The 26,977-nt window shown below is 44.3% G+C and carries 23 protein-coding genes and 1 riboswitch; of the genes, 16 read left to right on the forward strand and 7 right to left on the reverse strand.

The genetic code is table 11. From position 1 onward, the window contains the following. Positions 1–95 precede the first annotated feature (95 nt). On the reverse strand, positions 96–1,481 hold the full coding sequence (locus JK628_RS00975) for a sigma-54-dependent transcriptional regulator (protein ID WP_202287431.1): 1,386 nt from the start codon (positions 1,479–1,481) through the stop codon (positions 96–98). A gap of 231 nt (positions 1,482–1,712) precedes the next feature. On the opposite strand from JK628_RS00975, the gene JK628_RS00980 reads away from it, so the two are divergent. From JK628_RS00980 to JK628_RS00990, 3 genes are read left to right on the forward strand one after another with little or no spacing between them, the layout of a single operon-like run. Further along, on the forward strand, positions 1,713–2,972 hold the full coding sequence (locus tag JK628_RS00980) for an efflux RND transporter periplasmic adaptor subunit (RefSeq protein WP_202287432.1): 1,260 nt from the start codon (positions 1,713–1,715) through the stop codon (positions 2,970–2,972). A 51-nt stretch (positions 2,973–3,023) separates the two neighbouring features. Beyond that, positions 3,024–3,725: an ABC transporter ATP-binding protein gene (locus JK628_RS00985; RefSeq protein WP_202287433.1), complete on the forward strand. Its 702-nt coding sequence runs from the start codon at positions 3,024–3,026 to the stop codon at positions 3,723–3,725. Further along, positions 3,718–6,117 (forward strand): ABC transporter permease, encoded by a 2,400-nt coding sequence (locus JK628_RS00990; RefSeq protein ID WP_202287434.1) that lies wholly within the window; start codon positions 3,718–3,720, stop codon positions 6,115–6,117. The genes JK628_RS00985 and JK628_RS00990 overlap by 8 nt, the downstream gene beginning before the upstream one ends. Positions 6,118–6,291: 174 nt before the next feature. Here the strand turns inward: JK628_RS00990 and JK628_RS00995 are convergent, their stop codons facing one another. Continuing rightward, on the reverse strand, positions 6,292–7,911 hold the full coding sequence (locus JK628_RS00995) for an AbgT family transporter (protein WP_202287435.1): 1,620 nt from the start codon (positions 7,909–7,911) through the stop codon (positions 6,292–6,294). Positions 7,912–8,979: 1,068 nt separating this feature from the next. On the opposite strand from JK628_RS00995, the gene JK628_RS01000 reads away from it, so the two are divergent. The 3 genes from JK628_RS01000 to JK628_RS01010 all read left to right on the forward strand — a co-directional run bounded on the left by JK628_RS01000 (position 8,980) and on the right by JK628_RS01010 (position 11,646). Continuing rightward, positions 8,980–9,549, forward strand: a complete 570-nt coding sequence (locus JK628_RS01000) for a LemA family protein (RefSeq protein ID WP_202287436.1) — start codon at positions 8,980–8,982, stop codon at positions 9,547–9,549. A gap of 385 nt (positions 9,550–9,934) precedes the next feature. Next, entirely contained in the window at positions 9,935–10,957 is a 1,023-nt protein-coding gene (locus JK628_RS01005) for a DUF3137 domain-containing protein (RefSeq protein WP_202287437.1), read from the forward strand. 74 nt (positions 10,958–11,031) lie between these two features. Further along, a complete protein-coding gene (locus JK628_RS01010; protein WP_237524104.1) occupies positions 11,032–11,646 on the forward strand; it encodes a lytic transglycosylase domain-containing protein in 615 nt (204 codons plus the stop codon). Here the strand turns inward: JK628_RS01010 and JK628_RS01015 are convergent. Continuing rightward, positions 11,643–13,025 carry an MATE family efflux transporter gene (locus JK628_RS01015; RefSeq protein WP_202287439.1) on the reverse strand — a complete coding sequence of 461 codons (1,383 nt, stop codon included), beginning with the start codon at positions 13,023–13,025 and terminating at the stop codon, positions 11,643–11,645. The two genes, JK628_RS01010 and JK628_RS01015, sit on opposite strands and share 4 nt — an antisense overlap. Before the next feature lie 96 nt (positions 13,026–13,121). On the opposite strand from JK628_RS01015, the gene JK628_RS01020 reads away from it, so the two are divergent. Both JK628_RS01020 and JK628_RS01025 read left to right on the forward strand, forming a co-directional pair. Further along, entirely contained in the window at positions 13,122–14,003 is an 882-nt protein-coding gene (locus JK628_RS01020) for a LysR family transcriptional regulator (protein WP_202287440.1), read from the forward strand. 271 nt (positions 14,004–14,274) lie between these two features. Then, positions 14,275–15,597, forward strand: a complete 1,323-nt coding sequence (locus JK628_RS01025; RefSeq protein WP_202289661.1) for a M28 family peptidase — start codon at positions 14,275–14,277, stop codon at positions 15,595–15,597. Positions 15,598–15,973: 376 nt separating this feature from the next. On the opposite strand, the gene JK628_RS01030 is transcribed toward JK628_RS01025, so the two are convergent. Continuing rightward, positions 15,974–16,816: a 23S rRNA (adenine(2030)-N(6))-methyltransferase RlmJ gene (locus JK628_RS01030; RefSeq protein ID WP_202287441.1), complete on the reverse strand. Its 843-nt coding sequence runs from the start codon at positions 16,814–16,816 to the stop codon at positions 15,974–15,976. 142 nt (positions 16,817–16,958) lie between these two features. Here JK628_RS01030 and JK628_RS01035 point away from each other — a divergent pair, with 142 nt between their 5' ends. After that, on the forward strand, positions 16,959–17,720 hold the full coding sequence (locus tag JK628_RS01035) for a class I SAM-dependent methyltransferase (protein WP_202287442.1): 762 nt from the start codon (positions 16,959–16,961) through the stop codon (positions 17,718–17,720). A gap of 213 nt (positions 17,721–17,933) precedes the next feature. On the opposite strand, the gene JK628_RS23395 is transcribed toward JK628_RS01035, so the two are convergent. Beyond that, positions 17,934–18,062 carry a hypothetical protein gene (locus tag JK628_RS23395; protein WP_272931637.1) on the reverse strand — a complete coding sequence of 43 codons (129 nt, stop codon included), beginning with the start codon at positions 18,060–18,062 and terminating at the stop codon, positions 17,934–17,936. 288 nt (positions 18,063–18,350) lie between these two features. Between JK628_RS23395 and JK628_RS01040 the strand changes: the two genes are divergently transcribed. From JK628_RS01040 to JK628_RS01055, 4 genes are all read left to right on the forward strand, one after another. Further along, entirely contained in the window at positions 18,351–19,958 is a 1,608-nt protein-coding gene (locus tag JK628_RS01040) for an Ig-like domain-containing protein (protein ID WP_237524105.1), read from the forward strand. A 155-nt stretch (positions 19,959–20,113) separates the two neighbouring features. Beyond that, positions 20,114–20,986: an AraC family transcriptional regulator gene (locus JK628_RS01045; RefSeq protein WP_237524106.1), complete on the forward strand. Its 873-nt coding sequence runs from the start codon at positions 20,114–20,116 to the stop codon at positions 20,984–20,986. A 456-nt stretch (positions 20,987–21,442) separates the two neighbouring features. Further along, positions 21,443–21,790: a hypothetical protein gene (locus JK628_RS01050; protein ID WP_237524107.1), complete on the forward strand. Its 348-nt coding sequence runs from the start codon at positions 21,443–21,445 to the stop codon at positions 21,788–21,790. 82 nt (positions 21,791–21,872) lie between these two features. After that, positions 21,873–22,319 (forward strand): energy transducer TonB, encoded by a 447-nt coding sequence (locus JK628_RS01055; protein ID WP_202287444.1) that lies wholly within the window; start codon positions 21,873–21,875, stop codon positions 22,317–22,319. Between the two features lie 109 nt (positions 22,320–22,428). Here JK628_RS01055 and yidZ read toward each other — a convergent pair whose 3' ends face one another. Continuing rightward, positions 22,429–23,382, reverse strand: a complete 954-nt coding sequence (yidZ, locus tag JK628_RS01060) for an HTH-type transcriptional regulator YidZ (RefSeq protein ID WP_202287445.1) — start codon at positions 23,380–23,382, stop codon at positions 22,429–22,431. Continuing rightward, positions 23,357–24,571 carry an MFS transporter gene (locus JK628_RS01065; RefSeq protein WP_202287446.1) on the reverse strand — a complete coding sequence of 405 codons (1,215 nt, stop codon included), beginning with the start codon at positions 24,569–24,571 and terminating at the stop codon, positions 23,357–23,359. Before JK628_RS01065 ends, yidZ begins: the two co-directional genes overlap by 26 nt. A gap of 165 nt (positions 24,572–24,736) precedes the next feature. Then, positions 24,737–24,836, forward strand: a riboswitch (purine riboswitch). A 25-nt stretch (positions 24,837–24,861) separates the two neighbouring features. Here JK628_RS01065 and add point away from each other — a divergent pair. The 3 genes from add to JK628_RS01080 all read left to right on the forward strand — a co-directional run bounded on the left by add (position 24,862) and on the right by JK628_RS01080 (position 26,943). Beyond that, positions 24,862–25,857, forward strand: a complete 996-nt coding sequence (gene add / locus JK628_RS01070) for an adenosine deaminase (protein ID WP_202287447.1) — start codon at positions 24,862–24,864, stop codon at positions 25,855–25,857. Positions 25,858–26,054: 197 nt separating this feature from the next. Beyond that, complete coding sequence (locus JK628_RS01075) at positions 26,055–26,468, forward strand: VOC family protein (protein ID WP_202287448.1); 414 nt, start codon at positions 26,055–26,057, stop codon at positions 26,466–26,468. Positions 26,469–26,586: 118 nt separating this feature from the next. Next, complete coding sequence (locus tag JK628_RS01080) at positions 26,587–26,943, forward strand: antibiotic biosynthesis monooxygenase family protein (protein WP_202287449.1); 357 nt, start codon at positions 26,587–26,589, stop codon at positions 26,941–26,943. Positions 26,944–26,977 lie beyond the last annotated feature (34 nt).

Raw genomic sequence — 26,977 nt, forward strand, 5'->3', positions numbered from 1 at the left:
TTTGCCACCATAGGATTGAGGCCAGAAATAAGAGGAAATTCAGGGCTGAGAGTTTGCAGATTAGTTGTAATTTCTCTCGGTTTGGCAACAGATGCTTAAAGTTCATGTTTTTCTAACCTGCGATACAGTGCACCACGTGTCAATCCTAGGGCCTTAGCGGCTTTGCTAACATTGCCTTGAAAATGTTGTAGTGCAGCAGCAACCGTCTCTTTTTCTACATCCAGCAGATTAAAACTAGTGACTCGAGGAGGGACATCATCATGGCTCTTAGAGGGAGTCTTGGTATTGCTGATGATGGCGGAGATATCAAGCTGGTGACCTTCACTCAAGATCACTGAGCGTTCAATGGAATGGGCTAATTCTCGAACATTTCCAGGCCATGTATACAGACACAAACGGTTTAAATCACTGGCAGTGATAGTGAGTTGACGATGATACTTTTGCGAAAAGTGAGTTAAATAGTGCTGTACTAATAACGGAATATCTTCGACGCGATCGCGAAGCGGTGGTAGCTGGATCTCGATGGTGTTTATGCGGTACAGAAAGTCTTGCCTAAACTCACCGGTATCGATGGCTTCGAGTAGATCATGGTTAGTCGCGCAGATGAGCCGGCTATCGAAATCAATTGGTTTATTACTGCCGATTGGCGTCACTTGTCGATTCTGTAATACCGCCAAAAGTTTAGCTTGTTGTGACAGGGGCAGGTTACCGATTTCATCTAGAAATATACTGCCATTATGGGCTAGCTCAAAACGTCCAACACGATCTTGCTTTGCATCGGTAAAGGCGCCTTTTTTATGACCAAACAATTCGCTCTCAAATAAACTATCAGATACTGAGCCCATATCGACACTGACGAATGCTTTTTCAGCTCGTTGGCTAGCTTGATGTATTGCGCGGGCCGCAAGTTCTTTACCTGTACCACTCTCGCCGAGAATAAGAATGTTAGCATCTGTTTTAGCAGCTTTTTCTATGGTGCTAAAGACTCGTTGCATTGCAACGCTTTCACCGAGAAAAGGAAATGTTTGCCCAGAAAGCGCGTTCGTTAAACCACTATTTTGTCGACTGAGGCTGTCGCGCTCACGTTTGGTGCTTGCATGGGTGAAAGCTGCCGCCACGACCGCCAATAATGCTTCGTTCCGCCAAGGTTTAGCAATAAAGTCTGCCGCGCCTGCTTTTATTGCCTGAATCGCAAGGTTTAGATCCGCATAAGCCGTCATCATAATAACTGTGGTACTTGGTTTGAGTCGCAATATTTGCTGTAACCAATGAAACCCCTCCTTACCACTAATCGCATCTTGGGTGAAGTTCATATCAAGCAGCACGACATCGATATCAAATTGTTCCAAATAGTGGCAGATCTGATGGGGATCTGTAGTGGTTTTAACCTGTTGATAATGTTGCTTTAGTAATAACCTAGACGCGGTCAAAATATCTGCGTTGTCATCAACTATCAAAATGCTACCAATGTGCTTAGTCATCGCTTATAGGTGTTAATTAAGTGTTGAGTTAATGTACTTGTGATTGAGGTTAGAAACAAGAATATTGTCCGAAAATGGACAGTTAGCCTTGATTGAGTGTGCTGTTACCGGACACTCAACTTATTAATGTAAGCGTTACATATAAATTAGTTATTGAATTTATTGGTTTTATTTTGTTGGCATGGCTTTTGGATTGTTAAATATAAGATTCGAAAGATAAAGGTGTTTCAAATGGATAAGCAAGTCACTCCTTCAAAAACAAAGCAATGGAACAGATGGCTAGTTAGAGCCATCTTGCCGGTACTTTTAATAAGTGCTTTTTTCTACTGGCAAAGTAATCAGTCAGAGGGGCGAGTTCAAAAAACCAAATTAACCAGCTTAACGGTATCTACCGTAAAGGAGGGGGGGTTTTCTGATAGCTTGCGTCTGCGTGGCAGCATTAGCCCTAAAACTAGCTTGTTCCTCGATACAATAGCCGGCGGTAGAGTTGAAGAGCGGTTGGTTGAGCAAGGGGCTTACGTCAAAAAGGGCCAGCCATTATTACGACTTGCAAATACTGCGCTGCAACTTGATGTGATGAGTCGAGAAGCTCAGGTGACTGAGCAATTAAACTTTTTGCGCAACACACAAATGACCATGGAAACTAACCGACTGAACTTGAAACGAGATCTACTAGAAGTGGAGTTACAGCTGGCTCATTTGTCGCGCAAAATCACTCAGTCAAAACCTTTGGTAGAACAGGGGGTGTTGGCACGTGAACATCTGCTTAACTTGGAGCAAGATCTTCAATATTACCAGCAGCGTAAAGAGCTAACGCTACAGCGTCAGCAGCAGGAAGAGGGGATCCGTCAGCTACAAGTGACTCAACTGGAAGATAGCGCCAAAATGCTCACATCGAACTTGAGTTTTGCCCGCAAGAATGTTGACAATTTGCTAGTGAAATCGCCTATCGATGGCTACCTCAGTGAGTTTAACGTTGAGCTTGGTGAATCGAAATCGGCGGGCAGTCGTTTAGGGCGTATCGATATCCCTGGTAAGTATAAATTGGTGGTCAATGTCGATGAGTATTACCTCAATCAAGTGCAGCTGGGCATGTTAGCCAATCTTAGCTTTGAAGGTGAAGAGTATGCCTTGGCCATCACTAAAATCGATAGCAGAGTCAAGCAATCTTCATTTACTGTCGAATTGGACTTACCAGCGACTATAGCGGGCGTTAAGCGCGGCCAAAGCTTAGATGTTGACCTAATGTTCACCGCCGATATTAACCAAGCCTTATTGCTAAAACGCGGCGCATTTACGGTCGAAACGGGTGGAAATTGGGTATTTGTATTGAGCGCCGATGGACAGAGCGCCAATCGTCGCCAAGTAAAACTTGGTAAGAAAAATCAAGCGTATCACCAAGTGATCAGCGGCCTACACCCAAATGAAAAAGTGATCACTTCAGGTTACGGCGCCTTTGAAAAAGCCGACACCTTACAAATACAGCTTTAAATAGTTTGCAATATAAATAACAGAATAATTAGCGATTTAGGGATAAACATAATGATTAAATTACAACACTTATCACGTATCTTTCGTACCGAAGACGTAGAAACAACTGCGCTAAATGATATCTCTTTGAGTATAGGCGAGGGCGAGTTTCTTGCCATCATGGGCCCATCTGGTTGCGGAAAATCAACACTACTATCGATTCTGGGCATGCTTGACTCCCCTTCAAAAGGGCAGTTTTATTTTGATGGTACAGAGCTCAGTCAATTCAGTGAAAAGCAGTTAGCTCAGGTTAGAAAATCAAATATTGGCTTTGTTTTCCAAAGCTTCAATCTGATTGATGATCTCACCGTTAGAGAGAATGTAGAGCTGCCCCTGCAATATCAAGGTCTGCCGAAATCAGAGCGTGTTGCTCGGGTAGATGCGATGTTAAAGCGGGTGGGGATCGATCACCGCTCGGAACATCTGCCGCAGCAGCTGTCGGGCGGGCAGCAACAGCGCGTCGCGGTCGCTAGAGCATTAGTCATTAACCCAAAACTAATCCTCGCGGATGAGCCAACAGGTAACTTAGACTCCAAAAATGGCGAAGAGGTGATGACCATGCTGCAGGAGCTAAACCAAGCTGGTACGACGATAGTGATGGTAACCCACTCTGAGAAAGATGCTAAGTATGCTGGCCGAGTGGTGCGTTTGTTTGATGGGCAAATAATGCTCGACAATGCTACCGAAGCGCAGCGAGAGGTGCAGTATGCTTAATAACTATTTAGTGACGGCGCTGCGAGCATTTCGCCGTCAAAAGCAGCATGTATTACTTAACTTATTTGGCTTATCGATTGGACTAGCAGCGGCAATTCTAGTGGCTCTGTTTGTCAATTTTGAACGCTCTTTCGATCAGTTTCAGCCACAACATGAAAACACCTATAGGGTTTCTCAGTATTTTTACCCCATTGCCGCTACCGCACCCGTTTCGAGTCCGCTGCTGGAGAAGTTTACAGGCAATATCTCTGACATCACGGCTGTTTTCACCCTGACTATTTTAAACGGGCTTACCGACGACCAGGTCACCATTAAAGGGGAGTATGTAAAGTTAGAAGATATGTATAGTGCTACACCAAACCTGTTGGACTTTATCGATATTCAAGTGTTAGACGGTTCATTACAAGCAGGATTGACTCAGCCAGATAGGTTGATTGTTACTCAAACAGAAGCGCTGCGTTTGTTTGGCCGTACCGATGTGGTTGGTGACACCTTGCAACGCCAAGAAGGCCATTGGACTATTGCGGCGGTCATTGCAGACTTGCCTGATAATAGCCATTTTGCGTTTCGCTCTCTGGCACAAATGACGCCGGAGATGTTGAGCAAGTTGAGCCTCAGCTCAAATAACAGCTATAACTACTTACGATTGCGCGAAGGGGCTGACCGGGCTCTGGTTGCCAATAAGCTTACAGAGATGCTAAATGAGATGGCCTATGAATCTCAAGAGGTGGTAAAGGTTACACTACAGCCTTTGGCGCAAATTCATTTAACATCGCATACTCGTTTTGAGCTTAAAGAGGGCGGTTCAGAGTCCACGGTATTGATCTGTATTGGTTTAAGTATATTACTGATTGTGATCGTCAGCGTTAACTTCATCAATATGAGCATCGCACAAGCGAGTCAAAGAGCAAAAGAGGTCGGTGTTCGCAAGGCTTTAGGGGCTTCAAAAACGCAATTAGTGAGCCAATTCTTAACCGAATCGATTCTGTTATCGACCATCGCCGCTGTGATAGCTTGCGCAATTGTTGAGCTTAGCCTGCCGTGGTTTAATACACTTGTTGGACGCGAGTTAAGCCTGAACTATGCGTCTAGTTTTAGTGGATTTATTGCGGCTATCACCGTTTTAGTCGGTCTAGTTGCTGGGCTTTACCCTGCACTGTTTATCTCCTCTTTTAGCGCAAAAAGGGTATTAAGTGGCGATCTGCAGCGCGGTAAAACGGCTATCTGGGTGCGCAAATCTTTGTTGGTATTGCAATCGGCACTGTCTATTTCATTGATTATCAGTTCAATCACGCTATATCAACAATTGGACTTACTCAATACGCTACCTTTAGGTTATGAAAAACAACATAAGATGTTGATTTCTGGTCTAGATCGAGATGAACTTTTCTTTGTGAATAACTCTGCTCTGCTGAGTGAGATCAAACGGATCCCCGGTGTGAACTCAGTGTCTGCCATCGATAATGATTTAACTGAAGTTATACGCAGTTCGATTCGGTTTACCTGGGATGGTAGCTCTGAAGAGGGTGAAGTGATCCCATTTGTTGGAGCCGGTTTTGATATCGTCGAGACTCACGGTTTTAATCTTATCGCCGGGCGTGACTTCTCTGCAGATTTTGCTGCTGATTGGTTTCAAAAGCACGAGGATGGTTCGAGCAGCGCATCGATTTTGATCACTAGGCAATTAGCTAAATTGGCTGGCTTTAGCAACCCGCAAGATGCTGTCGGACAAACCTTCGGCTTTAACCAAGCCGATAAAGGCAAAGTGGTCGGTGTGATTGAAGATCTAAAAGTCGGCTCAGTAAAAGATGCATCATTACCAGTCATCGTCATCTGCGGCATGTCCTATCAAAATGAGGCTCGGCTGGTGATTAACTTCGAGCCGCTGCAATACGCTGCAGTGAAAGCGGAGGCAGAGACTATTTTGCAAAGGCAGATGAATAAAGCCATTTCAGAGGTAGAGCTGTTAGCAAACAACTATGATGAAATATATCAACCGGAGCGCCAAGTCACTCAGGTGGTGATGATCTTCTCAATGCTTGCAATCCTTCTAACCTGTGTTGGGATCTTAGGTTTAGCCTCGTTTAGCGCATTAAGGCGCAGTAAAGAGGTGGCCATTCGTAAAGTGCTGGGTGATACGGTATTTGGTTTAGTGAACTTACTGGCGAAAGAGTTTTTACTGTTGGTGTTATTAAGTGCTGTGGTTGCCTTTCCTGTGACGTATTGGCTTGTGGATGATTGGCTAAATAACTTCAATGAACGGGTATCGCAATCGATACTGGCTTATGGACTAGCGGTGACTTTGGTCACTGTGATTACTTGGCTGACGGTGGCAAGCATAGCCTATAAAGTTGCTAGTGCAAGGCCATCGCTGAAGCTACGCTATGAGTAAGTCAGAGAACTGCTGATTTTAGAAAATAGATCGCAGCAAGGATACTCATCAGTTTGAAGGTGCAGGATTCAGTAGCAGTTCAATGGCCGTCCCCTTAGTCAAATCATATAAAACGCCTCAATGATTGCATTGAGGCGTTAATTAAAAGACAGCTTTCAAAGCTGTCACTTGAATTTAAGGGGTGTAATAAGTTTCAGCCCCGGGTCCGACAGGCAGACCTAAAACAAATACCCATAGGAAGAAGAAGCAGGTCCAACCGATAAAGAACACAATGGAATATGGCAGCATGGTCGCAACCAATGTGCCTATGCCAAGATTCTTCTTATATTGCGATGCAACGGCCAGAATGAGGCCAAAATAGCTCATCATTGGAGTGATTAAATTGGTGACTGAATCGCCAATTCGATAGGCTGCTTGAATAGTTTCTGGTGCATAACCGACCAGCATCAACATCGGGACAAAAATAGGCGCTGTCACGGCCCACTGAGCTGATGCACTGCCAAGCATCAAATTAATAAAGCCACACATCATAATGAACAGTACGAAGACTAATGGTCCGGTCAAACCTATCGCATTTAATGCGTCTGCACCCGATACAGCCAGTACGGCACCTAAATTGGTCCACTTAAAAAAGGCGACAAACTGCGAGGCGAAAAACACCAGTACGATGTACATGCCCATGCTACTCATGCTGTGAGACATAGCATTAATCACATCTACATCGCGTTTCATGCTGCCAACCACTTTGCCGTAAACTAGTCCAGGTATGGCGAAACAGACAAAGATAAAGGCAACAATCCCTTTCAGAAATGGAGATCCTGCCACAAGACCGGTATCAGGGTTCCTTAATGGTGCACCTTCAGGTACGACGGTAAGCGCGAGTAACACCGACATCGCCAGGACCGCAATACCAGCAACTTTAAGGCCTTTTTTCTCTAAGTCAGTCACCCCGTCCATCTTCTGTTCGCTAAGATCCGTTGCCGCTTCACTAGGGTCGTATTTCCCCAGCTTGGGTTCAACAATTTTCTCGGTAACAAGCGCGCCTAAGAAGGTGATTAAGAAGGTTGAAACAAACATGAAATACCAGTTCACCTCTGGGCCAACAAGGTATTCAGGGTCGATCATCTGCGCTGCAGCTTCAGTGATCCCGGATAAAAGAGGATCAACAGTACCGAGTAAGAGGTTGGCACTATAACCGCCCGAGACACCAGCAAATGCAGCGGCTAGGCCGGCTAATGGATGGCGACCGAGCGAGTGGAAGATCATCGCTGCCATTGGAATGAGTACCACATAGCCAAGCTCGGCTGCGGTGTTAGATACAATACCTGCAAATACTATGGTAAGAGTGACAAGGCGTTTTGAAGTGCCCATCACTAGTAGGCGCATTGCGGCTGAAAGCAAACCTGAACGCTCTGCAATACCTACACCTAAAAGCGCAACCAAAACGGTGCCCAGCGGAGTGAAGCCGGTGAAGTTGGTGACAAGATTAGACACTATCATCCGTAGGCCTTCGGCGTTCATTAGGCTTACAACGTGAATAAGACCATCGGCGCTGCGTCCTGACGCTCCTTCTGGTCGTGGATCGATAACGGTGAGTTCAAAGTAGCCTGCAATGCCACTAATCACTACTACTGCAGCACAAAATAGAGCAAACAGCGTAATGGGATGGGGCAGTAAATTACCTAAGCGTTCAACAACATTGAGGAAGTTTACAAACCAACCACTGGGCTTATCATTTGGGTTAGAGGATGGATTGTTAGGTAGAGGCAAGCTCTCTCCTTTATCGGTACTCATGTGATCTTCCTTCACTAATTATTTTTATGTTTATTATGGGCTAATTATCTTGCACGGTTGTTCTTAAGATGTCTCGCTCCATAGGGAGAAAGCTTAAATCTAGAGGGAAATGTAAACCGACCTTGCATGATGGATAACAAAAATTAATTGAACCTTAAAAGATGTGGTAAAGCTCACTAACGCTCGATACAGGGAGTATTGCAGAGGGGATCTTTAAAAATAAGCAAAAAAAAGGACTCATGTCGAATGAGTCCAAAAGGGATTGATTGGTAACAATATACGGTTGAAACTTACAAAATAACTGTCCGTTGGGGATGACTCTAATATAGCTCTGCGCGGCTGTACCAAAGCTGAATGTAGATACCTGATTTGATGAACAGTTATTAATGTTGAACCTATGGCCTAATAGCAGTTCCCACTGTGGAGTAACTATCAATTTTTAGGTAAAAAAAAGGACTCATAATTGATGAGTCCGAAAGGGATTGATTGTCTAACAATGTTGCTTGAGATGTCACCACTATACGGTTGGGTAGCTGTATCTAAGCTGAATAATGGGTCTGCTAGGTTTTCGTTAAATATTGAGTCAGTGTGAGTTTAACGTTGAATTTTGGCTGTCATAGACGGATTCAGCAGCAACTAGTTGTGAATATAGGTTTTACAGTGAATTTGTAGTGGAAATCGCGTCGATAATTGTCAGTTTGTACAAAAAAGCACTACATGAATAATGCATTTAATTGCTGAATAATAAGGTAATAAATTATTTCACTGTTGATAAACTAGCCGTTCAATTTAATTTGGTAAAGTTCACTCATTAATGGCGCTAAACCCTTAAATTACAGTGATTCAATATGATTTTTCAGCCATAAAAGTACCAACTTGGTGAAAAGTGCGTTAAAAAACATCACGAAAATTGCTTGCGAGGGGCGCTATTAGGCTGGATTTCGGCGGCTAAATGAGTAACAGTAGTTGCCACTAAAGCCAAGAATAGCGCCAAAAATGATTGTTTTTCCAGCGCATTGGTAAAGATGCCTATAAAAAAGGGCACTAAAATAACAATAAGGATATGTAATGGAAGGTATTTTGTTGGGCTTAGGGTTGGTAGTGATTATCGCCTACCTCTGGTATGTCAGCTTAATCAAAAAACGCAATGCAGGCCGAGAAGCATTATCTGGCATTGATGTGCAGTTAAAGAAGCGCTCGAATTTAGTGCCAAATATTTTAAAGATTGCGCAGAAGTACATGGACCATGAAAAATCACTTCTGACTGAGATCACTGCACTCAGAACTCAAGCCGTTGAGAGATATAGTGATACCGATCCTGATGCGGTTAAAGCGCATTTAGAGGTCTCTGAACTGCTCAATCAAAAAATGTCACAATTGATGGTTAACGTCGAAAACTATCCTGAGCTTCGCTCTGACAATACCATGCTGCAAGCAATGCAAACCTACAACGAAGTCGAAGCTCAGCTTTCAGCTGCGCGTCGTTTTTATAATAGTGCCGTTTCTGAGCTCAATACTGCGGTAGAGATCTTTCCTGGTTCAATCATCGCATCAATGGCGAGTGTTAAAGTGATGCCTTTTTATGAAGCGAACGAAGCATCAAAAGCCCCTATAGATGCGGCTGATTTTTTAAAGTAATAACCTCGACCAGGCCGTAGTTATATCAGCGCGGTCATGAGGATTATCGGGCTGTTTTATTTCAAGGAAGATATCAATGCTTTTGGTTTTTTAATTCTTTTGCCTCTTTGGTTTCTTTATGATCGACTATCTCAACCTACATATATTAAATACGTTAAAAATGGCAGTTGTAGTAAAGTGAAATACTCATTATTTTCAATGCTCTACCAGTTTTTGTTTATTTGCTTTATGACAATAGCTATTGGTGCATTGGAAACATAATGAATCAGGACAAATAACAGTTGGCTGCTTGCTCCTTCGTTATTAAGAGTAGGCAACAATTATTTGCCTACTCTTAATAGGGCGATACTTACCCATATACTCAGTGACTTAAAATGACGGCTCTATGAATATTATTGGTTTTATTTTTGGTGCGCCGATTAAGGCATTACGTGGTGGTGATAGACTTTCAGCATCAGCAAATGAGCAAGATGCTTTTAAAGCTCACTACCAACAGCACATTGAACCGCTAACCAGTAAGTTTGAAAATGCCAGAATTTCAAGTCTTAAAGCCTGCCGTGGCAGGCTCTATTTAAGCGCTGCAATTTATGTCGCTCTGGTTGTTCTGGCCTTTCTGTTTGAACCCATGCTCACTCAAGGCTCAACACCCGAGCTTTTTTACTTGATATTGGCTGGTCTGTTATTACCGTTTTTATGGTGGATAAATCGGCCGATTAAACACTATAAGCAAGATGTAAAACAGCGGGTTTATCCACAAATATTCAAATATTTCGGTAGTGATTTTGTCTTTAGTCGCGATCGTAAAATGAGCCTTAAAGGGCTTAAGTCTTCAAAAATTTTGCCCCATTATGACAGCGCTAATTTCGATGATTATGTTGAAGGTACCTACAAGGGTGTTGAAATTGCACTGAATGAATTACATCTAACTAAGCAAGTTCAGCGGGATAAAACCACCGACACAGTGACTGTGTTTAAAGGCTTGATGATAGAGCTCAGTAGTCATAAAGCATTTAAAGGTCATACCGTGGTGGTTAAAAACCGTGGCGGGCTCATCAACTTCTTATCAGGGAGTTTTAAAGGCTTAGAGCGGGTAAAGCTCGAAGATCCTATTTTTGAAAAGCAGTTTGATGTGTTCTCAACCGATCAAATAGAGGCAAGGTATCTGTTAACCGTCACCTTTATGGAGCGCCTACAAGCCCTATCATCAAGCTTTGATAACAAGATCCAGTGTGCATTTTATCGCGATAAACTACTGATCATGTTGGAAAGCAAAGATAATCGTTTTGAGATGGCATCGATATTTAAAGGGGCTACTTTTGAATATGAGTTTAGCCAGATTAATAAAGAGATGAAGCAACTCTTTGCCATTATCGAGGTGCTTAAACTCGATAAGTCGATAGGTTTATGATTAAAACCTTCTTATTAGCGTGCTTAGTCGCTTTTAGCATGTGCAGCTGGGCACAAACTAGCAAGCCTCATTTCGTGGCGAAACCGTCTGACAAGAGTGTGTTGGGCAGTAAGAAAGTGTCAACTCGTTCTTTGCCAGTTGCCCGTGCTCCTGAGCAGGTTTATCACTACAAAAATGCAGATGGAGTGGTGGTTTTTTCCGATCGGCCGCCAGAGACAGGGCATTATCAAGTGCGTATTTATGACTGTTATGCTTGCAAACCCAGCTCCAATATCAATTGGCAGTCAATTCCGCTATATACCCAACAGTATAAAGAAGAGATTCGATTAGCAGCAAAAAACTACAGTGTAGAAGCTGCGCTTATCCGCGCTGTCATTCATGCTGAATCAGCATTTAAGCCTGCGGCTCTTTCAAAGGCTGGGGCGCAAGGTTTAATGCAGTTAATGCCTGCGACGGCCAAAGAACTTGGAGTCACTGATGCCTTTAAACCGAGTCAAAATATTGCGGCGGGCAGCCGCTATTTAGCACAATTATTACAGCGCTTTGATGGTGATATTACCTTAGCGTGCGCCGCGTATAATGCGGGTGCGTCGAGGGTCGAGCAGTATCATGGTGTTCCCCCATTTCCAGAGACAAAAGCCTATGTCGAGCGGGTCAATATTCTGCTGCAACGCTACCGCAAAGCCTAAATCGTCACAGCATCAAGCGTGTTGATATCACTGTTACCCAGTTGGCGACGCTTTTTAATATCAAAATACACCAACGGAATGACCACAGTACATAGCGCAATATTGGACAGCGGCATCGCTAACCATACACCGTCGACACCGATAAGTTTCGGTAAAATAAACAGGAAAGGTAGCTGAACCAGCATATTGCTACAGGCGATAATAAGCGCTTTTTTACCCTGGTTAGTTGCCATAAAATACACCGATGCCAACGCAATAAAGCCATCGAGAGGCATCGCAAATAGGTGCATGCGGATCCCCTCTGCCGCTGTTGCGACCAATGCAGAGTCATTGCTATTAAACAGTCCCACCATAAACTCGGGGAACACATTCAGCAGCAAGGTCCAGCTGATCCCGGCGATAAAAGTCACCTTAAGCGATAGCATTAACATCTTATTGATATTTTCATGCTGCTCGGCGCCATAATAGTAGCTAACGGGAGGTTGCAGACCCTCTGCAACACCTTCGGCGACAAAGTAATACAACACCATTAGATAACCAACAATAGCAAAGGCGCCAACGATTAATGGTGAACCATACTCCATAAAAAGTCGGTTATGCAGCGCAAACACAAAGCTAGTGTAGAGGTACATAAACAGGCTTGATGAACCGAGTAAAATGATCTGTCGGCTAAAGCTTACATTAAATAGGCTAAATTTAGCTGGCCACTTTATGTTGCTATAACGCGATAAGAAATAGCCTAAACCGATCATACAAATGATCACTTGGGCGGTGATGGTGGCAATAGCAGCGCCCCTTAACCCCAACTCCCAAACGCCGATAAACAGGTAATCTAATACAATATTAATCACCGCTCCCATTGTCATCAATATGGTGGCCAAATTAGGATTTTCGTCATTGCGGATTAGAAATGGTAGTGCCGCTGCTAGTACGGTAGCAATACCACCCCAGGTAAATACCGCAATGTAATCTTGCCCCATCTGTAACGTAGTATCGACGCCGCCCTGAGCTTGCAATAAATAGGTACTGCTGGCCAATAGGATGAGGGTTGATGCGGCCGCTAATACCAGCATAAGTATCATGCTGGTGGTTAATATTGTTGCAGCTGCGGTGGTATCGCCTCTGCCGCGTAAAATCGATAGTAAGCTACCGCTTCCCATCCCCACCATGATGCCAAAGCCCACCATAAAATAGATAACAGGCCAAGCCATGTTAATCGCCGCTAGCCCTTCAAACCCAATGTAGTGACCGATAAAGATGCCATCGACAATCTGATACAAGCCATTGACTAACATGGCCGCAACGGCGGGCAAGGTATAGCGCCAGAACGTTTGCTGGATGGTTTGGTTTTGAGCTGATGTTGGTGTGAATGCTGACATTATCTTTACAGTGTTGAAGTACGTAAGCCGGCAGGTTACCCTGCTATTGAGATTGAACAAAGTTAGTTTCTATCTGTTTTAGATATAGGAGAGCTTGTGAATTGGACATTAGATGAGCTAAATGCATTTGTAAATTCGGTTAAGTTAGGCTCATTCTCTGCGGCAGGTCGGCGCATGGGCAAGGCGCAATCACGGGTGAGTACAGCTATCAGTAATCTAGAAGCAGACCTTGGTTTTGAACTATTTGATCGCAGCGCTAAATTGCCGATCTTAACGCCATTGGGTGAAGAGATGTTTATCGAAGCGCAAACAGTACTAGCCCAATGCCAACGATTAAATGCTCGTGCAATGACGGCAACATTAGGCGAAGAAGTTGCGCTCACTGTGGCGATGGATGAAGCCGTGCCTGTAAATGCCTTTGAAACTTTTTTTCAGCGAGTATCGACTAATTTTCCGTTGCTTAAACTGACGATTATCAATGGTTCACAAGAAGATATAGCGTTGTGGGTGGATGAGGGGCGCGCTGACATTGGCATAATGTTTCATACAGTATCACTGCCAGACGCACTCGAGTTTATGTCAGTGGGTCAATTCAAACATAGCTTGGTGGTATCGGCTAAACACCCTTTAGCGAAAGTACCTACACCGACACTAGAGCAATTGATGCAATATCGGCAACTGGCGATTTGTGACCGAACTGGTCAGTCGCAAAGCCAGCCATTATCGGCAAACCATTGGTATATCGACAGCTATTACTACATGGTTGCTTTAGCACTGCAAGGTGTAGGTTGGGCACTCGTGCCTGAGCATGTGGCTAATACGGAGTGGTATTCAAATGAGTTGCTAGAGCTCTCAACCGAATATATTCCCAATCCGTTATTAGTTGAAATTGGCGTGGTGAATCGACGTGACAAAGAGATCGGTCCGGTGATGCGCTGGTTTTTTGCTGAGCTTGATACAGTATTAGATGATCACTAGAACGCCATTGAATTAGAGCATAAAACAGAAATTCATTGACCTAGTATAGTCAGAACGACTGTATTTTTCACTCATGGTAGTACCGTTTTCTGGCGGACATAACTACTAACAATTGAGCGGGGCTTTATTAACCGTAAGTGCTGCCGTTTTGCTAAAGTGGTGCACAAAATAACAACAATAGAATAATCACATGAATACTCGCTCTGGTTCTCGTTTGGGTTCATTTTCTCTACGCTCAAGCCTACCGCTTGCTGTAATTGCTTTCTCTGTTATGGCAGCAAACGCTACGGCCAGTGGATCTAACGTGGCGCCTTCTGAAGAGGATATGCGCCTGTATGATATAGCCTCAGCACCAAGCGCTGCGCGTTTACATGCAGACGTTGAGAAGCTGGTCAGTTTTGGTACTCGACATACTCTTTCAGATACGCAGTCAGATACTCAAGGCATAGGTGCGGCTAGACGCTGGATAAAGGCTGAATTTGAGCAGATATCTAAAGCCTGCGGTGGTTGCTTAGAGATAATCACTCTGGCTGATACCGTGACGGGAAAACGTATTCCTAACCCTACCGAAGTGGTTAATGTGATTGCTATTCAGCGTGGTAGTAGCGATCCCAAACGTGTCGTGATGATGAGTGGCGATATAGATTCACGAGTGACCGATGTGATGAATGCAACGTCACTCTCTCCGGGGGCTAACGACAATGCCTCTGGGGTGGCGGGAGCGATAGAAGCGGCGCGGGTGTTATCTCAATATCAATTTAATGGCACCATTGTTTACGCAGCGCTATCGGGTGAGGAGCAGGGGTTATACGGCGGCGCAACACTGGCGCAATACGCTAAAGATGAAGGTTGGCGAGTTCAAGCCGTACTGAACAATGACATGATAGGTAACATAGAAGGCATTAACGGCGTTATCGACAACCACTCAGTGCGAGTTTTTTCCGAAGGCGTACGCATTGCCGAAACCATCGATGAAGCCAAGCAGCGTTACTTTAGTGGCGGCGAAAATGATTCGGCATCGCGTAATCTAGCGCGAAAAATTAAAACCTTAGCAGACCAATACATGACTAACTTAGATGTCATGTTGGTGTATCGTCTAGATCGCTTCGGTCGTGGTGGTCACCACCTGCCGTTTAATAAAGCGGGTTTGCCTGCTGTGCGAATTATGGAAACCAACGAGAACTACAACCGTCAACATCAAGATATCCGGGTTGAAAATGGTATCGCTTATGGTGATGTAATAGAAGGCGTAGATTTTAATTTCAATGCAAAGCTAACCGCACTAAATGCCATTAGCTTAGCGTCTATGGCGTGGGCCCCTGCACCGCCAACAGAGGTGACAATTAAGGGGCAAGTATCTGCAAGTACCACGTTAAATTGGGATGCGACTAAACAAAAGGATGTTGTGGGCTACCGAGTCTATTGGCGTTTAACCACAGAGTCGGAATGGACTCATAGCCGTTACGTGGGCAACGTCAGCAAGTTTATATTAGAAAATCTCGTGATCGATAACTATGTTTTTGGCGTTGCCAGCGTAGGTGATAATGGTAATGTTAGCCCGGTAGTGTTTCCCGGTGCAGCGGGAGCGTTTTAAAGGCATTAGAGAAAACAGGTAGTAGTCACTAGGTCTATAGAAAAGGTATGGCCTAACCTATCTGAATGCTTAGAAGGTCCTAGGTACTAGGACGTTCGCCAGCTCACTGCTAGGACGGACTACGTCCTGCTAGGAGAGCAACAGAAAACACCATTTGGCTTTTGATGTTGATTTTATGCTTTGCTAGAACCTAGAACCTAGAACCTAGAACCTAGAACCTAGAACCTAGAACCTAGAACCTAGAACCTAGAACCTAGAACCGCTAATACTCGAGCTTAGAACCGCTAATACTCGAGCCTAGAACCGCTAATACTCGAGCCTAGAACCGCTAATACTCGAACCTAGAACCGCTAATACTCGAGTCTAGCAGGTCTGTTTACTCAGCTACTTCCTGTTTCACCACTGTTTTACCGCCATTTTGGCCAATGCGGCGCTCTAGATAATCGAGCATCTCTTTGGCGATAGTGTCTAATTGCCATGGTGGATTGATAATCCACAATCCAGCGGCAGTCATGCCAAACTCATCACTATCAGGCTTAATGGATTGCTCAATACGCAGTTGGTTCTTAATGCCACTTTCGGCTAATAGCTTAAGCATACGTTCCGTTTGAGCGCGGTCGACAACCGGATACCAAAGCATATAAACGCCAGTAGAAAAGCGTTTGTGTGCCTTGATTATCGCTTTCGCAACATCTTGATAGTCGGTTTTAATCTCGTAACTAGGGTCTATTAAAATAACACCACGACGCTCAAGTGGCGGTACTGCGCCAATCATGCCTTTAAGGCCATCGCCCTTGATCACTTTAACGTGTCGGTCACCGGTAAACTGCTCATCTAGCGTCGCAAAGTCAGTGCCGTGCAGTTCGTGCAGTACCATGCGATCTTTTTGACGCATATTCATATCAACGAAAGCGGGTGAGCCTGGGTAAAACTCTAACTCTTTTTTACCTTGGTTAAAATGGGTTACGTCAGCAATGTATTGCACTAAAGATTCAGGCAGATCACTACGTTCCCATAGTCTGGCCACACCATCTAAGTATTCACCGGTCTTCTTAGAAAACTCATCGGTGAGTGCATAACCGCCTGCGCCCGCATGACTATCAATATAGGCCATCGGCTTGTCTTTTTTATGCATCAATTTGAGCACTTGTAGCAATATAGCGTGCTTGAGCACATCGGCATAATTGCCAGCGTGATAGCCGTGACGGTAACTTAACATGAGAGATCCCAGACTTGAATGAACAGTCATAAACTGTGTAATACCGTCATTATAAGTTGTATGCGGCATCAGGTATAGGTATTCACTCTCGCTGGCTTTTGGCATAATGCGATAGAGTCTATTAAAACGCGTGGAACTACTTTTGCAAATACCGATTTTTTTTAATCCGCAATACCCATCTCTCGCTGATATAAGTGAACGTTGGGGGTTGGTTTGGGACAAAGAAGCGCAATTTGAACTGCGCTTTGAGCACAATACTTTGAGCCTGTATAAGCGCGATGAACCCAAGTTGGATGGTATTAATGTTGACTTTGTTTCAGGTGCAGTGGCACACCGACGCAAATTTGGTGGTGGTCGCGGCCAATCAATTGCTAAAGCCGTCGGTCTTAAACAAGGGCTAACGCCTACAGTGGTTGATGGCACTGCTGGCTTAGGACGCGATGCCTTTGTGCTTGCCAGCTTGGGTTGTAAAGTCATTATGGTCGAGCGTCACCCTGTTGTTGCCGCTTTATTGGAGGATGGTTTGCGTCGAGCCTATGACGATAGCGAGATTGGCGAGTGGATGCGTGAGCGCATGAGTTTATTTCACGGTTCAAGTATTGATGCGCTAACGGAGGCTGCTGCAGCTTCTGGAACTGAGATTGATGTGGTTTACCTTGATCCCATGTATCCTCATCGTGAAAAATCCGCATTAGTTAAAAAAGAGATGCGAGTATTCCAAACCTTGGTTGGCGCGGATCTAGATGCCGATGGTTTACTTAAACCTGCACAAGCACTAGCGACTAAACGTGTCGTGGTGAAGCGCCCTGATTACGCAGAAGATCTCGATGGTGTAAAGCCGAGTATGGTACTGGCGCAGAAGAAAAATCGCTTTGACGTCTACGTTAAAGCAGCGATGAAATAGCAGAGAGGAAACGTTTAAATACGCGGGTAATTAAATGTTTATGTCAGCTTGTATCTACTGAGTAGGCGGCTCTATCTGCTATTGTTTTTTCCAAATTTAACTCAAATTAAAAGTAGTGGCGCTTTGGCCATTATTTTGTAAAGAGCTGGGTGTCACGGTAGCATTTACACATTAGCGGTGTATTCTAGATAGTTGGCACTCACCTCTTTAATTCTAAGCTACATTTCTAACATCTGTTCCAGGCTGTTTATCTGGATTCAACATCACTTCAGCGATAGCGTCACAGTTTCTAATACCGATAGGCCCGCGCTTGGGGTTTATTGCCTTAGTTCCTGCTGCCATCTAGCGCTTCATAAAGCGCACCCTCTATTAATTTAATAGATGATTTTAAGAAGGGGCTGCAATTCTGATACTGGAAGCATGGAAAAGCACAATTCAAAGAACTGTTACTTATCTAAATAATTAGACCTTCTCTCTCAGTGACAGCTTTGGGTCACACTCTGCTCATTAGGTATCTTATCGGCAATTTTAGCTCCCTTACTGACCTACTTTGACACAGGCTTGAGTATTAATTTAACAGTTGTACAACTTAATGTGCTCCAGGCTAAATCCCACGCCTAGGGGCCAATAGTGTCAACTATTAAAAGGGAAATGATGATGAAACTTTACGGCTCAAGTGCCCCACGCAAGACGCTTGTTGCAGCCATGCTTCTCAGCCTTCTGAGTGCATGTGGCAGCGACGATAATAATAACAATGATAAAGATCCGGTAATTCCCGCTAACACTCCACCTATTGCTAATCCGGTGGATGCCAACGCTACCATGGGCAGCAACAGTATTATCGATGCCTTGGCCAACGATACCGATCCTGATGGTGATCCGTTGACTATCGAAACCGTAACTGTGACAGAGGGGGCTGGTTCCGCATCGATTCAGGATAATATGATCTTGTTCGAACCTGTCGAGGTCGGTACTAGCATACTCAATTACACCATCTCAGATGGTAACGGCGGCGATGCTGAGTCGATTGTTACTGTTGTTGTGACACCAAGCGGGTTGGCCTATGTCGGTTCCAATACCTGTATCTCCTGTCATACGGATAAGGAGTCCTATTTCGAGACCGGTCACAATTTTAAACTCACCAAGGTAGAGGGGGAGGAGCCTCTCTACCCTTTCACCTCTCTCTCTGGCGCGCCAGCGCTGTTGGATATAGACAACACTCTGGGTAACCCCGCAGGTTGGCAGGACATCAGTTACGTCATAGGTGGCTACAAGAAAAGTGCCATGTTCATCGACCAGAATGGCTATATCATGTCCGGTGATAAGGCAGGCGTAGGCGTCGCTCAGAAGGGAGGAGAGATCCCATATGCGTATACCTATCAGCCCAATACCGCACCAGATTCACACCCCTACGGTTACTGTGGCAGATGCCATACAACAGGCTGGCAGGATTACACAGAAGGTGCCGGTGATATCCGTAACCTGAATAGGCAAGATGACATGCCGGGAATGGACGGCACGTTTGCTATGACCGGGGTTCAATGTGAAAGTTGTCATGGTGCCGGTAGTGAACATATTAAGAGCCCGTCAAAGCAAAACATTGTTAAGATAGCAGAAGCACGTGTTACTGAAGATTTCCTTGCAGATGATATGGGCTATGGTAAGGCTGCTACCTGTACAGAGTGTCACACCACTGATGATGCAGTTAGGCGTTACCCAGACTATCTGTCTCCCTTTGACCAGGTCTTTGGTGAAGTTACCCAAGGGGCGCGCTTGAGTCTGAGTACTGGTTTTGGCCCCGAAGGGCGCCTAGGTGGTCGTGGTGGCCGCCACGCGGGCACAACCATGATTGGTACCGATCCGGATACTGGTGTGGCTATGGGCAAGAAGAAGGACTTCACCTGCTCAACCTGTCATAACCCGCATAGGTCTGAAAAATATCAGGATCAGCCGGGTCATGAAGATGCAATGGTACGCGAGTGTACCGATTGCCATAACAAGGAGTTTGCCACCGCTGCTCCCGCCCATGAGTTCGTAGCTAAGTGCACCGATTGTCACATGCCTAGTGAATCTCATCTGTTCAAGATAGATCTGGATGGGGCAAAGGACGACCCTAGACACTTCTCGGCAGATGGTGAGTACATGAAGCCTTGGCTTCGTGCTTACGACAGCTGTTCAGGTTGCCATGAGGATGACTATGATGAGCGAGCCAACCGAATAGGGCAAATCCACCTATAATACCCATTGGCCAGCGGCGACTTGCCGCTGGCTAACCAGTCCTTACACCGATACCCTTGCAAAGAGGTGTTATAGTGGTCCGTATGAACAATTGCTATTCTATTCCCAACATTCACTACCGAGCTCCCTCCATAGAGGAGTCAGGTATCGAAGTTATGGATCTTGAGCGCTTCCGCGAAAGGCTCAGTCGCTACGACTTCGATCCCTACCAACCCCACAGGGTGAGCTACTTCTGTTACCTGTTCATCACCAAGGGGCAGGGACAGCACATGATCGACTTCAAACGCTATCCCTACCAATCTGGCAGTGTTATCTTTGTCAACCGCAATCAGGTACACGCCTTCGATCCTGATGATTTCCCCCAGGGCACGATGATCAACATTAGCACGGAGTTCTTCTCCAATAGTTCTTCCAATATTCGCACCTCCTACTTTGCACCGTTTCATCAAAGCATGGCGTCATCACCAGTTCTAACGACACTACCTGAGGAACTCTATGAGAGCTGCAGGGTGCTGTTAGAGGAGATTAAAAAGGCCCTTTATGATGAAGCAGACGATGATGTGGTGGTGCAGCTGCTGACTTCTGCTCTGTTGATCAAATTAGGCCGACAGAGAAAGAGTCACCTCAGTCACTTGAGCGAGCACCAGAAGGAGCGCTTCGATCTGTTTCTCAGTCTCGTGGAACAACACTTCTTCGAGGCTAGGGAAGCCCTTCAGTATGCTCAGTGGATGCACACTAGCTACAAGAACTTAAACCAGCTTTGCAAATCATGCTGCGGCCGCACAACCAAGCAATTAATTGATTTTAGAATCATTCTTGAGATCAAGCGCAAGCTGGTTATGGACGGCCTGTCAGTACAACAAACAGCAGATGATCTAGGTTTCGAAGACATTACCCACTTCAATAAGTATTTCAAACGGTTGACCAATCTCACTCCAGCCGCATATAAGCGGGAAAAAAACGCTGAAGAACCTAGACGATCTCCTTCGCCTCATGGCGGTAGATATTCACCATGCCCAGCCTCTTGATATCTACCATCCTGGTTTGGGTGCCCTAATGAGTTCCCATTCATTGAGGTCTTACCCTACTAGGCTTCCATCATGACAAAAGTGGGTTCACTTTACCTCAAGATATCAAGCAAGGTAGTACGATTAATTTTACGATTGAAAACCACTCTGTTCTCGGCTTAAAAAGCGGCAACCTGAAAGATGTTTTTTGCTCAATCAATACTAATGAGTTTGTAGTTCATAATGCTCACCTAGTGTTAGATTTTGTATAGCTGAACCCCGGCTATTGTGATGCAAGATCGAGGCAACCATCTCAGCCGCTATAGTTAATTGTGGTATAGGAATGTGCAGGTGCTTGTTGCTAAATGGCTGCAACATATTTACAACAATAGAACTAAACTGCTAGTTTGAGTTCATTAACTGAGCAACAGAGTCGCTATTGCATAAGTTGTTAAGTTATTTAATCAAGGAGGATTAATGAAAAAGTGGATGTGGAAGCTCGCGACAATATTGGTAATCGGTGTATTGGCACTTAACCCTGAGGCCGCGGCTTTAGTGATGTTTGTTGACGCCGTAGGGCTTGATCTATTTCTATTACTCATTGAAGTACAGCTAGTGGCTGTCAGTGGCTATTACTTTCATACTTGGTTTAAGCCAGTATTGAGGCCTTTTTATCAATATCTACTTAAAGTTGACCCCTATTTTTTTATCCCAACAAAGGACTCAGTTGCTAAATTCCCGATGATTTTGTGCCATGCAGTCCCTTTTTTGATGTTACTCACCATAGGCTTCACAGTGGCTAAGCCAGTGATAGATATGACGTAAGTTAATAGCTAGCTTAGATATCAGCTGTAAGCCCCCTTTTAATTAAGGGACTTATTTAAATTAATTAAACAATGGAATGTAGATGAAATATTTATTAATCGTAATGGTTATCTCAATTTTTTTAATATCAACAGAGAGTGCTGCAAAACGACGAGCTTTTTTTGGTGATGTTTTACTCACAGATATTGAGCCTAAAAGTGATTATTTATGGCAACGTACGAATAAAACTCCCGCTAAATATCCGATGGAAATGGCGCGTGCAGGTATTGCAGGTTGTGCAATTTTGTCCTTTAATATTTCTGATTCTGGTGCAACTGAAAATGTGCAAGTTATAAAGTCTGTCCCGAATAAGGATCTTGGTAAACATTCACGCTACATGGTAAAGAAGTGGCGCTGGGATGCCACTAATAGTGACAGTAATCCAGCTTCAGAAAAACGTACTCTCAGAATGGATTATTGTATTGGCGAAGAGTCTGCTGAAAAGTCGCTACAGTTGTGTAAACAGCAAACACAGCTTGCATGTAGTTAATTAATCGCAGCGGTTAATAAAATGACCAGGTTATAGTTGCTGTGTATAAGCAGCTATAACTCCAATTTGATAATACAAATACACCAGCATATGAACTGAAGCTGCAGTGCTATGAGCAATAAAGTCTTTTTATTGTGTCTCTGAGCCAGTTAATTTTGGGGTTATGTCCATTGCGTTTGTGCCATAGCATGGTGAACGGCGTGAGTAACTTGTCGAGATACTCCTTATCTAAAGGGATGGGCAAGCTGACGAGATCAAAGCGCATGTGCTGTACATATTGTTGGCAGTATTTAGGCGCCGTCGTGAACATATCATGCCCAGGTTGAGCGGCCATAAACAGCGATTGCTCAAAGCTGTTCATTGTCAGTGCGACGTTACGGGTTAGCCCCATCTCCAGTAACACTTCGTCGAGCGCCCAAGTTTCACTCTTTTCCCAAACAATATTGATATGGGCGTATTTGAGGAATGTCTCTAAGTTCCACTCCTCTTGCAGTGCTGGATGGTCTTTATGCAAGTACACCATGGGAAGATCGGTGAACAGTACCTCAAAGTCGATAAAGTAGGGTAGCAGGTCTAGCAACTCTTTTGAGCGTGGGTGACTCTCTCTACCGGAAAAACCGATATCAGCATCGCCGCAAATAATTGACTCTAACGAATCATAATCCCATGTTTGCACTTTCACTTTTGCATCAGGATATTTTTGATAAATTGACTGAGCTAATTGATTAAACATGATCAGTAGCAACGGTGATTCCATTGCTAAATTAAAATGCACTCCATTAGGTACTTCATCGCCACGTTTCTCTAAGATCTGGCTGCCCATTTGCAGCCACTCGGCAAGATCTTCCTCAATACTTTGCGCTAGAGGCGTGGGCCTCAAGCCTTGAGGCGTTTTTACAAACAGAGGATCGTCAAACCAGTCTCTAAGTTTCTTAAGTGCCTTACTTACCGTTGAGGGGGTAACATTTAGCTTCTTAGCGGTTCTAGACACATTCTGTTCTTTGAGTAAGATTTGTAGTGTGAACAACAAATTAAGATCAAGTCGTGCTAACGATTTCTTCATTGGAACCACGGTGAATGGGAGACCCCAATAATAGTATTAGAGTGAGGCTAATAAGGCTACCTAGTAGTAATATTATCAGCAACATATTTAACGCGCTCACTCCCAGTAGCCCCATAAGCCATATATACAAGCCTGAACTGAATACTTGGGCAATACCGAGTAAAGAGCTCGCCACCCCAGCGCGTTGCGAGAATGGACTGAGCGCTTGGCTCATTGCAACACCAAAACCAATGGCGAATCCGCTGCATACCAGCGCAAACCCCATTAAGTACAGGGTGTCATTTTCAAAACCGTAATAGGAGCTAGCTAAAATAAGCGCGGCTGTTAGCAATATGCATTGCGAGATAATCATTAGCGTACCTTGTTTGATCCAAGATAATGCCAAGGGCGCTAGAAATGATGAGAGCATGCTCACTAATGCGGTTAATGCCATCACAGTTGAATATTCGCCGCGGTCAAAGTCCATCATTCCCATAAGTAGCATTGGTGAGACGTTAACGTAAGTCAGAATGGTCGTGACGCCCAAGGCGGTGATGATCAACCGACTAATGAAGTAACGTTCGAGAAAAACCTCCACGTTAGCGGACTTGGTTGCCGTGAGGCTTGTGTTTATGTCGAACTGTTGTTTAGGCGTCTTATTCGGCTTGGTTTCTTTTAAAATAAATATAGCAAGTGCACACACCAAGACTCCGATACCTGCCATGGTGTTAAACAGGCTAGGCCATGGAAATCTGAGCATAATCAAGTGGCCAATGACCGGCGCAATAACCGGAATAATACAGGTAATGCCGTTTAGCATTGACAGTACTTTGGCGCGGCGCTGGTCGTCTAAGGTGTCGCGTAGAATGGCGAATGCCACCACATAACAAGAGCCTGCGCCAATGCCCTGTGCAAATCGTGCGATTAAAAATGTCTCGGTGTTGTCGGCAGAGCCGCAAACGATTGAGGCGATGACAAAAATAGTGGCACCAAAAATGGCGACCGGTTTACGGCCTATTACATCTGCAAATCGCCCAGCAAATAGCATGGTGGTTGCCATGCCTGCAAGGTAGATTGAAAAAGCGATGTGCAGGTGCGATTCGCTGGCACCGAGGTCTTGTGCTATTTTTGGTAAACCAACGAGGTAGAGATCTATCGCGGTAGGGTAGAGGAGCACAAGCGCAAAACTGCAAAGAAGATATCGAAACATAAGTACCTCGTATAATGGATGTAACGAGCATAAGCTTCGAATCATCGATGTACGAGTTGCAGTTATGACAACAGGTATTTCTTATTACGACATACGGTTGATCCATAACGTATTTAATTTTGGCTGAACTTTAAGTGGCTTGTAGTTATATGGCTAACAATGTTAAATTCCAACCGCTTATTACTTCGTATAATCCCAATGATATGGTTTGGGAGTTTCTACCAAGAGCCTTAAATTCTTGATTATGAGGTCTGTGACTTTAATTTCTTATTCAATAAAGGTAGAGACCTATGAATTATCTAGACTTGCCCAAAATCGATCTACATTGCCATTTAGATGGTAGCGTTCGTCCGCAAAGCGTTATTGATATTGCGCAGCAGCACAACCTGCCATTACCGAGTAATGATCTTAATGAGATCCAATCATTAATGGTCGCCCCTGATGCTTGCCAAAATCTTGATGAATACCTGACTCGGTTTGAGTTGCCACTGTCTGTGATGCAAACCGCGAGCGGTATCGAACGGATATCTTTTGAAGTGTTTGAAGATGCAGCCAAAGAGAACGTCAAGTATCTTGAGGTGCGTTTTGCGCCGTTACTGCATCTGCAGAGTGGACTAACTCTGCAGCAAGTGATTGGCAGTGCAGTTAAAGGGATGAAAAGAGCTGAGTCGCAATACGACATCAAAGGTAATTTCATTCTGTCGATTATCCGTAATATGCCTAAAGATAGGGTTAACGAGGTGATTGATGCGGGCGCTAGCTTTATCGATGATGGTGTGGTTGCATTTGATCTTGCGGGTAGTGAGTTACCTGGATTCTGCGCAGGCTTCATTCCTCATGCGCAATATGCCGTAGAGAAGGGTTATCGAGTCACCATACATGCTGGAGAACAGGGTGTAGGACAAAACGTGCATGATGCTATCACCATGCTTGGCGCCGAACGTATTGGACATGGCATCGATATTAAGACCCATAAACAAGCTTATGATTTAACAAAGAGTAAATCAGTTGCGCTGGAAAGCTGCCCAACCAGCAATGTGCAAACTAAAGCTGTCGACAGCTTGAGTGAGCACCCTTTCAGCGAGTTTTATAAAGATGGCGTGTTGATCACCATTAATACCGACAACCGTACGGTATCAAATACAACTATGACTGATGAAGTGCGTAAAGTGATGCAAGAGTTCAAGCTAAGTCGTAAAGAGTATTTTGAGATTTATAAGGTGAGTGTTGAGCATTCATTTGCTTCAGCGGCGGTAAAGCAACAGCTTTTAACCTTGGCGGAATAATCCTGCGTTAGCGTTTATTCTCATTCCTACACGGCTCAGAGCAGATGCTCTGGGTCGCACCCTTCTGAAAATCCTGCTGTCAGCAATTGCCAAGATAAGCTCAAGTTTATAAATGGGTACAGCTAGAATGATCACCAGCCAATGAGTTTCTTGCTCACATAAGATAAAATCCAGCTTTAAATTGGAGTAAAAATGATATGAGTAAAGCCATCGAACAGAACATTGGTAGCATTGCCTTAGTGGTCGAAAATTATGACGATGCCATCGAATTTTATACTAAAAAGTTACAGTTTGAACTGATTGAAGACCTTGATTTAGGGGAAGGTAAACGTTGGGTTTTGATCTCTCCGCCCAACTCGACAGGGACCAACCTGTTACTCGCACAAGCGAGCAATGATCAACAAAAGTCGGCGATAGGTAATCAAACGGGTGGTCGAGTCTTTTTGTTTTTACACACCAATGATTTTTGGCGTGACTATGAGCAGATGAAGGCTAATGGTATTGAGTTTACTGAAGCACCAAGATCGGAAGAATATGGCATGGTGGTGGTATTTAAAGATCTTTATGGTACTAAGTGGGACTTATTACAATTAAATAAAACGACTGCTTAGGCGGTGTAAGCTATGACGTCTTTTGCTTAATAAACTTTGATGCGACGCATTAATGTTTGATATTGAAAATGCTAACGTAATAGATAAGTATATTGAACCATTTTGAGTAAAACATCTTATGATAGCAGTGATATTTGAAGTGCAAATAGCAGAGGGAAAATCCGCAGAATACTTGGATATTGCCGCTGACATTAAACCTCTGTTAGCCAATATAGATGGCTTTATATCGATAGAACGGTTTCAGAGTTTGACTGACAACAGCAAAATTCTATCATTATCGTTTTGGCGCGATGAAGCATCAATTCAACAGTGGCGAAATCTAGAATCTCATCGTTATGCTCAAGTAAAAGGGCGTGGCGGAGTCTTTAGCCACTACAGACTTAGAGTGGCTGGCGTTATTCGAGATTATGGTATGGAACAGCGCCAAGAAGCGCCCGACGATAGCCTGTTAGCACATGGTTCTAGCTCAGATTAACTTCGATATTTAATTGCTTTATGTGTTGTTTTTG

The sequence above is a fragment of the Shewanella sp. KX20019 genome, assembly GCF_016757755.1.
Classification (GTDB): domain Bacteria; phylum Pseudomonadota; class Gammaproteobacteria; order Enterobacterales; family Shewanellaceae; genus Shewanella.